General features: G+C 49.6%; 10 protein-coding genes and 1 pseudogene. 7 read left to right on the top strand and 4 right to left on the bottom strand.

Annotated features, from left to right (window positions below; all coding sequences use genetic code 11):
• Positions 1 to 180: 180 nt before the first annotated feature.
• Entirely contained in the window at positions 181 to 753 is a 573-nt protein-coding gene (locus ACFS7Z_RS26490) for a heme NO-binding domain-containing protein (protein ID WP_377492232.1), read from the bottom strand.
• A gap of 74 nt (positions 754 to 827) precedes the next feature.
• The gene (locus tag ACFS7Z_RS26485; RefSeq protein WP_377492229.1) at positions 828 to 1,241 is read right to left on the bottom strand and encodes a hypothetical protein; all 414 of its coding nucleotides are present in this window, start codon (positions 1,239 to 1,241) and stop codon (positions 828 to 830) included.
• A gap of 503 nt (positions 1,242 to 1,744) precedes the next feature.
• On the opposite strand from ACFS7Z_RS26485, the gene ACFS7Z_RS26480 reads away from it, so the two are divergent.
• Positions 1,745 to 2,143, top strand: a complete 399-nt coding sequence (locus ACFS7Z_RS26480) for a response regulator (protein WP_377492226.1) — start codon at positions 1,745 to 1,747, stop codon at positions 2,141 to 2,143.
• A 578-nt stretch (positions 2,144 to 2,721) separates the two neighbouring features.
• Here ACFS7Z_RS26480 and ACFS7Z_RS26475 read toward each other — a convergent pair.
• On the bottom strand, positions 2,722 to 3,000 hold the full coding sequence (locus ACFS7Z_RS26475) for a hypothetical protein (protein WP_377492223.1): 279 nt from the start codon (positions 2,998 to 3,000) through the stop codon (positions 2,722 to 2,724).
• A gap of 1,487 nt (positions 3,001 to 4,487) precedes the next feature.
• Here ACFS7Z_RS26475 and ACFS7Z_RS26470 point away from each other — a divergent pair.
• The 3 genes from ACFS7Z_RS26470 to ACFS7Z_RS26460 all read left to right on the top strand — a co-directional run bounded on the left by ACFS7Z_RS26470 (position 4,488) and on the right by ACFS7Z_RS26460 (position 6,213).
• Positions 4,488 to 4,736, top strand: a complete 249-nt coding sequence (locus tag ACFS7Z_RS26470; RefSeq protein ID WP_377492220.1) for a hypothetical protein — start codon at positions 4,488 to 4,490, stop codon at positions 4,734 to 4,736.
• A gap of 995 nt (positions 4,737 to 5,731) precedes the next feature.
• Entirely contained in the window at positions 5,732 to 5,974 is a 243-nt protein-coding gene (locus ACFS7Z_RS26465; protein ID WP_377492217.1) for a hypothetical protein, read from the top strand.
• Positions 5,971 to 6,213, top strand: a complete 243-nt coding sequence (locus ACFS7Z_RS26460) for a hypothetical protein (protein WP_377492214.1) — start codon at positions 5,971 to 5,973, stop codon at positions 6,211 to 6,213. Before ACFS7Z_RS26465 ends, ACFS7Z_RS26460 begins: the two co-directional genes overlap by 4 nt.
• Before the next feature lie 716 nt (positions 6,214 to 6,929).
• Here ACFS7Z_RS26460 and ACFS7Z_RS26455 read toward each other — a convergent pair.
• Positions 6,930 to 7,478 (bottom strand): heme NO-binding domain-containing protein, encoded by a 549-nt coding sequence (locus tag ACFS7Z_RS26455; RefSeq protein WP_377492211.1) that lies wholly within the window; start codon positions 7,476 to 7,478, stop codon positions 6,930 to 6,932.
• 287 nt (positions 7,479 to 7,765) lie between these two features.
• Between ACFS7Z_RS26455 and ACFS7Z_RS26450 the strand changes: the two genes are divergently transcribed.
• The 3 genes and pseudogenes from ACFS7Z_RS26450 to ACFS7Z_RS26440 form a co-directional block, all read left to right on the top strand.
• Positions 7,766 to 8,683, top strand: coding sequence for a mechanosensitive ion channel family protein (locus ACFS7Z_RS26450; protein ID WP_377492208.1), 918 nt, complete (start codon positions 7,766 to 7,768; stop codon positions 8,681 to 8,683).
• Between the two features lie 244 nt (positions 8,684 to 8,927).
• Positions 8,928 to 9,212 (top strand): hypothetical protein, encoded by a 285-nt coding sequence (locus tag ACFS7Z_RS26445; protein WP_377492205.1) that lies wholly within the window; start codon positions 8,928 to 8,930, stop codon positions 9,210 to 9,212.
• Between the two features lie 50 nt (positions 9,213 to 9,262).
• Positions 9,263 to 9,503: pseudogene (locus tag ACFS7Z_RS26440) on the top strand (hypothetical protein); the annotation flags it as partial.

Here is a 9,503-nt window from a genome sequence, read left to right as displayed (position 1 = left end):
TTCACGAAGGAGGGTTTCGAAGCCTCCAAGGGTGTGGTGGATTTCCGTCGCTTCGTTGCAGAGGAAAACGTACAAGGGCTGAAAGAGTACATGCGGCAGCACCTTTCCGGGAGTGATTACGAGGCATGGCTGCAGCAGAATTCATGAGGTTTTAGTGAACATAACCTTCGTTACGAAAAGCTATGGAAGGAAGTCTACCCTTATCTGGACCCTTTCCTCCCCCACCGGCGTCAGGAGCGTAACCTCCACCTTGTCGCTTTCGTCATAGTGCCTGGCGATGCCCTTGATGATGCCAACGGCAACAGCCGCCATCCTGCGCCTGGAGTAGTAGTCGACCATCAGCTGCCTGCTGCCCTTCTTTGTCACCAACAGCAGGGGCGGATTCGCCCGGCTGTCCTCTTTCCTTACGGCAGCATGCATGGCCGCTTCTGTGTTGAGCAGCATGTCGTAGGTGCGCCACTCCGGGTGCATGTATTTCTTGTATATCAGCAGCAGGTCCGGCACCAGCGACTCCCCGTACTTCTCCATCAGCTGGTGCGGCGGGACACCCATCAGCTCGGAGGCTTTCCCTACAATGGCAGCGATTTCGCTGGTGGGGTACGTCCCGTCCATCTGGTAGGGAGCATGCCTGATGCCTGCCGACTCCAGCAGGTTTACCCACGTGCTGTAGCCATACAGGCTTTCCACGAAGCGTTTGAGCAGCACGAAGATAGAGCCGTGCATCCTGTCTTCATGGGTAATCTTATCCTCCATACACTTATCCTTTGTTGCTACACTAAAAGCAGTAGGACGAAGTTAACAACCACACAGGCTAAAAAAAAGCATGATTAAAAATTACTCGCCAGCCATTCCATAGCCAGTGTCTTACTGCTAAAGTTCTGCAGCTGGAACGGCAGCGCCTGCGCCTCCTGAATGTGCCTGATGCTATGCTGCGCTGTGGTCTCCACTGTGGTGCTTGGCGACTGCACCCGTGCCACTTTCTGTACCCTTGTCCTGGCCAGGCCCGCAGCAAGATAGGTGGCAATCTCCCGACTCTCCTCATCGCCTACAGAGATGATGGTTCTGGTCGAGTCGAGCAGGAGCCGCTTCACGTAATAGCTTCTAACAGTATCCAGCAGCGTGTCAATGCTGCGCTTTATCTCCGAGAGCAGGTAGTCATGCAGGTCAGGGTACTCCACCTCCAGGATGTCGGTAGCCGGGTTGTAGTCCAACCGAATTATACTGTTGTCGAAAAGAACCATCTGTGTACGGGGTAAGTTTGTCTCCAAATATATAGGTTGTGCGCCTCGGTTATACTTCAAAACATATGCCACAGTACTTTCGTGCTGCTGGTTTGATATTTTGCTGGTATCAGGGGCCGTGCTTATTGCAGCTTATACTCCACTCCTGAACTGCGTCCGAATACCAGCCACTGTTGCCTATTCCTCCATCACCCTCAGGCCAAGGCGGCGTCCCTGCTCTCGAAGGGAGCCATAAGGATGCGCTTGATGCCATAGCTCAGGGTCTTGTCTGTAGAAAGCCTGCCGTACACGCAAGGGAAGCACATACAGGCAAACAGCTGGCCTTGTGCACTGTCTACTCCTATCGATAACTAGGTTTAATCTGCCTTACCATGTTTGATACGAGTGCACGGGAACCTCCTCACTAAGAAGGTAGAGGCAGCGTAAATGAGCCTTCGTAGCCGCCACCCCACCACAAATTTTGCAATTCCACGTTCAAGCAAATACCACACCCTCTCTACCCAATGGCAAACTTAGGAAAAGTACTACTTGTGGATGACGACGAGGCCAGCAGCTTCCTTGGCGTGAGGCTGTTGCGCAGGATGAAAGCTGCGGAGGAGATAGCCTTGGCAGGAAACGGGCATGACGCGCTGATACTACTTAAAAAAACGGCTTATAATCTTGTCCTGCTGGACCTGAACATGCCTGTGATGAACGGGCTTGAGCTTTTGGAGGCCCTCAAGCAGCTGCAGGAAAGCAAGGGCATCGCCATCCCTATCATTGTGGTGCTCACCTCGTCGGCAAGCGCAGAGGACAGAGAAACAGCAGAAAGCTATAGCACAGTGAAGGGCTACCTGAGCAGGCCCATCACCGAAGACAAGGTAAACTACCTCATCCGTTTAGTCACAGAAGGTGCTAAGTAAGCTACCTACAGCTATTGTTTCGAACCTGGTGAAGCAGAAGCCAAGGCTTTTAACTTTTTAGCCTGGAGGGGAGTAAAATAAAGAAGCTACTATCAGTAAATACGGGAGAGCCTTCAACAGGCTTTCTCGGAGGAAAAGGCCCCTGCAGGGGCCTCTTCTGTTTCTACCTCCACCGAAGATGAGAAAGTCGCCCAGCGGCTACACCAGCGAGGCAATGCTTATCTGCTCCAGGTACGGCTAAGAATTCATTCGGCTCCTGAACCCATGGTTTACCTCCAGAGCCACCTGGTTATGTGTGGCTTTTTGCTTTATTTCTGTTAAAACAACAGGCAAGGCTTTGCCGTATATCGGCTTTCAAATCTGTTTTCAACGGCTTTGTAAAGAATTTCATGACCTTGAGAAAAGCCATCTCTTGAAGAGGTGGCTTTCCTGCTTTGTGTGTCTGAGGCAGCCCCTGTCCTATGTTAGCCGCTTTGTCATCACATTAACCATTTATCCTCTTGAGTGGTAGGTAGTTTACCAGCACCCCTAGCTCCACGGGTGTAATCAGGAACGACCATTCCAAGTCCTCCTTGATTTCACCAAAAGGGGCTAAAAAAAACATTCACCAGTACAAAAGTCGGTATAGGTGTACAAAACAGGGCAAGCAGCCAGTTGATCCAGTACTGAAAGGCGGCCGCATTCTTTAACCCAACCATAATAAGCCCTAAAGCACCTACCGACCAGAAAATGGGAAAAACTATCAGCTCTTTTCCTCCCGTCACCCCGGCAACTTTCGTTGGCACATATAAGAACAATAGGCCATAGATTACATTGTAGATGACCGTGTACAGCAGAAGGCTTCTGTTGATTTTCATGGCTTCTTCGTACGTAGTTTATTTGTTTTTGCCTTACGTATAGAAAACCGTTGAAGACAACGCTGTCGGTTCAGCAGAGTTGAGACAGGTACAAACCCGACAATGCCTATATGACTGAATTCTGGCAAATAACTGGACCAGCAAAATTCTGTGAAGCAGCTGCTCACCCAGGGCTTCATCAAGAAGTTGGATGAAAGGCGCAACATCGGCCCGCATCGCTCTCCATTCCTCTAGTAATGAGAAGGGGAAATTATGAGGAGGCCCTAAAGGAGGGAGTTTCTGTACATATTGATGCTCATTACAACTAGCCGATGTCAGTATTGGTGGTACAGTTTTACAAATACAAAAACTCATCAGGCCTTCTTACAGACATTATGTTGAATGCTGTAGATCATAATGGAAGATCGTCACATTATCTCCCTATTTCCTGGGGAAGGGCAATCGGGAGGCAGGAGGAGTATGTGTGTGTCCAGATGGGGGAGGAGTACCAGGGGAATAAGATATTTCTTTCTTTTCCCTTTTGTAGTGATGGTAGCTTACTTAGTAATAGCGTATTATTATGTTTACTGTACTTATTTTGTTTATCTGATAATATGCGGGTGGCGCATGCTTGGCGCGGGTAAGGAAGCCACTGTTCCGGCAGCGGAAGAATGGAGTGTAGCGAAGTGAGGAGGCTGACTGAACGGCGGCCAGCGTCCCTCTCTCCGGCGAATGAGCAGCATTTGGTGGAGTGCTGGATGGTGGGAGCAAAGCTTGCTGGGGAGTGCTTACTATTGTGTTGCAATATTCAGGGAAGAGCAAACAATAAATTCTTCTGGGCGCTGGTCACCAATAGAGTTTTCCCTGGTGGTTGCTGTCTTCGAACACTGAAGGCATGTAGATAGACTTCATAAAGTTTTGTTCACGTAAAATAGTCCTTGTACTTACTTTCTGATGCAGCTGCTAGTGTGACGCAACAAAAACTTAAAAAGCGCTGTATACCAATGCCTCAGCACATTCAGATGTTCTTAAAGTAGGAGCTATAACAGTCATGTTCCCGCCTATAATTGTCATTATTCTCTTTACAAGCGCAATTTTGTTGCTCGGCCAAATTTGCGTAACGGTTGCGCTGGTACTGCAACAGGAGAAGGAACCAGTTATCATGAGGCGTGCCCTATCCTCTGAGCCTGAACAAGGCAGGCCTCCGGTTATGTTCGTCGTACGGGGAAATCTGGGAGAGGCAGAGCCAGCAGCACCCCCCTGTCTGAGGGCTGTAAAGTACTCTCCACAATCAAAAGCTGAAGCCGTCATGAAAGTCGTACGTTAGAGGTAGCAGGATAGAGGATAAATGCTTTTCTTTACTACCTGTTCGGTAAGTTTGTCCACCCTTAAACCACGCATCATGACCTGTGCCTCTACCAATACATATTACCTTCGTTGGTACAGGTAGTAAAGGAATTAAATACTTCATCAGGACTGAATGAAGCTTGCTCTTTGTAACCTTTCCTATGCGTAAAGCTTCCATATCAACCTACCTTCTACTAGTCGGCAACAACATCAACCAGCTTACCAAGTATGTGCACTACCTGGAAGAGAACAACATGGTGGAGGGGAAAGGTGATTGGCCAATACAACCAGCACTTTCAGGAGTTCCTGCAGGTGGAGAAAGAGTATGTGAAAGCGATACGAACCTAGCTGCGCACCCTACGCTGAAAGCATGTTATGCGCAATTCGTATTACGCATTGCATATAAATAAAGGCGCTTTTGCATTGATGATGAGACCTATACCTATGCCAAGAAAGGGGCAGAGGCAAACGAGATCCTTGCCTCTATAGCCAATCAACAGCAGCCAAAGCTGTTCCTGAGGGTTACATAGCTTAGTGCACTGTTTGATCATGGGCTATCAATATTCCTGAATCAAATTGGCAATGTTACTAATGAAACAAACGATGTAAGCTTTTTTAGCTAAAATATGTGATATAACTATATTATAAGCCTTTTTGAGAGGAGTAGTGGTCAGATTTGTATGTTATAAACTAACCTACAAATACCTTGTGTTATCAAGGATATTAGTGCATTTTTGTGTCATTCGCGTACACTTTCCAAGCTATCAAACTTATTCTGCTACTAACCAACTCATCATTATTGGCTAATCACTAGGGAAGAGGATCTACAAATGATATAAGGGCCTTACAGAAAGCCCCTCCCTATAATACCATTGCTAAAAGAAAAGCCGGGACTAACCTCCCGGCTTTTCTTCATTTCTTCTCCATGAGTTCTGAGATATCAATCTTGTCGAGGTAAGGATCCAGGTAACCTAGCCGTCAAAACCATGAACGACCAGAATGACATTATTTCCCGGATGGCACCATAGCACGAAGTAAAGCCCAAAATGCGAGAGAGATACATATGGCCACACGCGTTATTGCGCATCGTCAGTAATTTTGAATCAGGACCTGGAGGGTGCTGTCACCATTTGATTTGATGTAGAATTGTATAAAGCCATGTTCGTCATCTGTTATGCTGAGCGTTTTGAAGGAAGATATAGTTCAAACTAAATTACTTAATTAAATGTATGCACTTCTATAATTGTTTGAAGAAACGGGGGTATAAAGGAATTGGTAGTGTTTGTCGACAAACTTGATGTTCATCTTTATGCCAGCGCATGGTTATTCTCCGGAAAGCCCATGTCTGAAGAAAGCAAAGTAGGTGTGGCCTTATACCCTTCCAAAAGCGTGGATGTTTTAGCTAATGACAAAGAATCAGTTTATCGTCTTCAAATCGGTGCTGGCCAACGGCACCATCACCAAAAAGGAAGCTATCGAACTAATAAAAGGCGACTATAACAAAGCCAGTGCGGATAGCGTAGGTCATCTGCTCTCGCGCATGGTAAGCAGGCGGCTATTGATAAGGATAGAACACGGCACTTATAAAGTAGGCGACTCCCTTGAAGCCAGATTGCTTGCCCAGGCACCCACTCCGGAGAAAAAGTGAAAACCAACAAACTAAACCGTTTTACAGCTGTGACTTACGCTAGCCCTTGCATCCGACTGGAAGAGGAAAAGAAGAAAACCGAAAAGCTGCAGGCCGAGTGCGACCATTTGCTCAGCACCGTCAATAGCCTTGAGCAGCAAGTGAAGAACCTGCAGGCAGAGAAAGAAACACTGCTCGAGGACAATGCAGCGCACCTGGCAAGGTTCAAAAGGCTGTACAAAGAAAGACTGCAGACGTAGCTAAAATCATTTTCGGTGAAAAGTTGTATATAATTCACCTCCAAAGGTTGTATATTTTTTATAGCGTAAAGTTGTAGGAATAACTACACCACCTTCACCCGCGCCACATGCCAGTCCTAAGCACTGCCGACTTGAACCGAGCCAACTAAACAATTTCTCACCTGCACCCGTATTATTGGCCTAACCTGGTTGGGCGTGCTCTCCGTGTGCCTGTACGCCTGCTGACAATTACATATATCCTGTTTAACTAATGAATTAAGAGGCCTATGAGTTGTATAATGTACTGTAAGTGCTGCGAGCACAGAACCCACCACACTCACATTTTTGGCAGTTGGCTGTGTGATGCCTGCGATAAAGAAAACTAACCAAACGAAAAAAGCCCATTCTCCGGAGAATGGGCTTTCGTTCTAACTAAACCAAACTTTATACTAAGTAATTTTTACACAGTCCTTATACGTACCGCCAGTATTTTGAAGGCAACAAACGGCACGAAAAAATACCAATGGCGACCAGTGCCAAGAAGCGCTTCTTCGCCTCCTCCTTCCACTCATACCGGACTTTCTCTCCTTGCTCCTTATCCTGCTTTGTAAGCTAGCGCGTTCTTCTGTTTCTTCAGCTCGCGTAGCAGAGCGCCTGCTCAATGCTTGGGAGAAAACAGAAATGGAATCTAAACAGTAAAGCCACCTGCTACCAGGTGGCTTTACCTTTTAGATGGATTATGAAAAGTTTACTCTTATCTGCACCCGCTCAGCATGCGGCTCCGTGGCGGAGGCTACCTTTATACGGTCACTCTCATCAAAGTAGCTGGCCAGCCCTTTGATGATGCCGATGGCAAAGCCGGCCATCCTGCGCCTGGAGTGGTAATCAATGATGAGGACGTTCTTTCTGACCGTAGTCACGTGCAGCAGCGGCGGGTTGGCCTTGTCGTTCTCCTTCCTGATGCCCCCGTGCATGTGCGAGCCAATGTGCTGCAGCATCTGGTATGTTCTCCAGGAGGGGTTCACAAAGCGCTTGAAGACCAGCAGCAGGTCGGGCACCAGGAACCGCCCGAACCTTTCCTGAAACACATCATACGGAATGCCCTGCTTTTGGGAGGCAGCCAGCATGATGGTAAGCAGCTCGGAGATAGGGTAGGCTTCGTTCTTCTGATAAGGTGAGGCTGTACGGTGCTGCAGTCCTTCCCTCTCCAGGATATCCACCCAGGTGTTGTAGTTGTGCCTGTGCTCCACGAATCGCTTCAGAAAAACGAAGATAGCCCCCTTCATGGTGTCATTGGTAGCGTATGCATGTAATGTTATGCTAATCAACAGACCTTGTATAGCTTAGGGTAAAGGTAGCTATGAAAGCGGTTCATCCCAAGCCTGATACAATGGAATAATCGGTTTTCTTGGCGTTTGTTCTACAGACTCTGTGCCGGTCCCTTTAGTTAAATCGCACTGCTGCCTCCCAGCGCCCTGAAACCGGGCTCTGCAAAATACTTTTAGCAGCAGGAGGAGCAGCCCTTTTCTCCTGCCCTCTAGCGCCAGAGGCACTTAACCTTAAACAGCACAAAATGCAGGAAGCAGAACGGGTGGACATCAGCGAGTCAACCGCCAGTTTGGTGGATGTCGTGAACGAGTACTGGGAGGGATTCCTCTTCCTGCTGCCCAACCTCCTGCTGGCCCTGCTGATATTCTTTGCCGCCCTGTGGGTGGCGGGCAAGGTGAAGGCGCTGCTGGACGCCCGGCTCTCGCAGAAGGCCCACGACCGCATCACGGGCGAGTACATCGCCCTGGTCTCCAAGTGGGCCATCATCATCGTGGGGCTGCTGCTGGTGCTGCAGACGCTGGGCCTGAGCGGGGTGGCCGGCGGGCTGCTCGCCGGTGCCGGCCTGTCGGCGGTGGTGATAGGCTTTGCCTTCAAGGACATCGCCGAGAACTTCCTGGCCGGCTTTATCCTGGCCTTCAACCGCCCCTTTGAGATAAACGACACCATCGAGGTAGAAGATGTGACGGGGAAGGTGAAGGCGCTGCACCTGCGGGTCACGCACGTGCTCACCTTCGACAGCATGGACGTCTACATTCCCAACAGCACCATCCTCAAGTCTAAAGTGACCAACCTGACACAGAACGGCCTCATCCGGATGGATTTTGTTGTCGGAATCGACTACAACGACAGCATCCAGGACGCCCTTGACCTGATAGCGGAAACAGCCAGGGGGGTGGAGGGGGTCCTGCAGCGGGACCCGCCTTACGCCACGGTGGACGAGCTGGGCACCAGCACGGTGAACATCAGGGTCTTTTTCTGGGCGGAGACAGAGGACTACAAAAAGGGGGTAGTGCTGCTGCGGGGGAGCATCATGCAGGCGGTGACGAAGGCGCTGCTGGACAGCGGCTTCGGCCTGCCAGCCAATATCCAGGAGCTCAAGCTCTACGATTACCAGAAGGACATTCCCCTCCGGCTGGTGGAAAGGGAGAACCAGGGAGAGTAGCTACTCCCTTTGCTTCCTGGCTGGTCCTTTTAGTGGAACAGCCAGGAAGGGTACGTTTCCGTCTCCAAAGAAAACATCTGCTGACAGAGGGAAGTTTTATTTTTAGCCAGGTTCAGGCGTTTCCATAAAACGTAAATGGAAGAATCGCTTCAGCAGAACCTTTGCCTGTCCCGCTGTGCCCGAAGCAGGGACGCTGCTGGCGGTCTGACAAACAAGAGAAAGTAACTATAAATTCTTTACGGAAATGAAACACAGCATCAAACCGAAGGCCAGGGGCAGCAAACAGCTCTTCAGCAGCCCCCTGCTGGAGCGCCTCAGCAGGACCCATATAGCCGTTCCCCTTGCCCTCTACGCTGCCGTCTCTGGTGGATTGCTCTACTACGGAGTTACGGAAACAGGTATGAAGGCAGGGACAGTGGCGCTGGTGCTTGTGCTGGGCTTCCTGTCCTTTACCCTCCTGGAGTATGTGGCGCACCGCATCTTCTTCCACATGCCGCCGACCAGTAGGTGGAGGGAGAAAGTCCAGTAGACCGTCCACGGTGTTCACCATGAGTATTCTATGACAGGGACAGGCTCGCCATGCCGCCCATCCTGGGGCTCTTGTATGTGGCGTTCATTTTCATGGTCTTCAGGCTTCTGCTGGGGGAGTATGAGTATGTGTATGCCTTTGTCCCAAGCCTTTTGATGGCCTACTCTGCCTACCTGCTTGTGCACTACGCGGTGCATGCCTTCCGGCCAGCATCCTTAAGGTGCTCTGGACGCACCACGCCATTCATCATTACAAAGACTTGGGGTGGCCTTCGGCGTAATCCTCTCCGCT

Source organism: Pontibacter toksunensis, from assembly GCF_042686245.1.
GTDB classification, from domain to species: domain Bacteria; phylum Bacteroidota; class Bacteroidia; order Cytophagales; family Hymenobacteraceae; genus Pontibacter; species Pontibacter toksunensis.
Note: the sequence above shows the minus strand (reverse complement) of the source record. Positions and strands in the feature narration are given on the sequence as shown.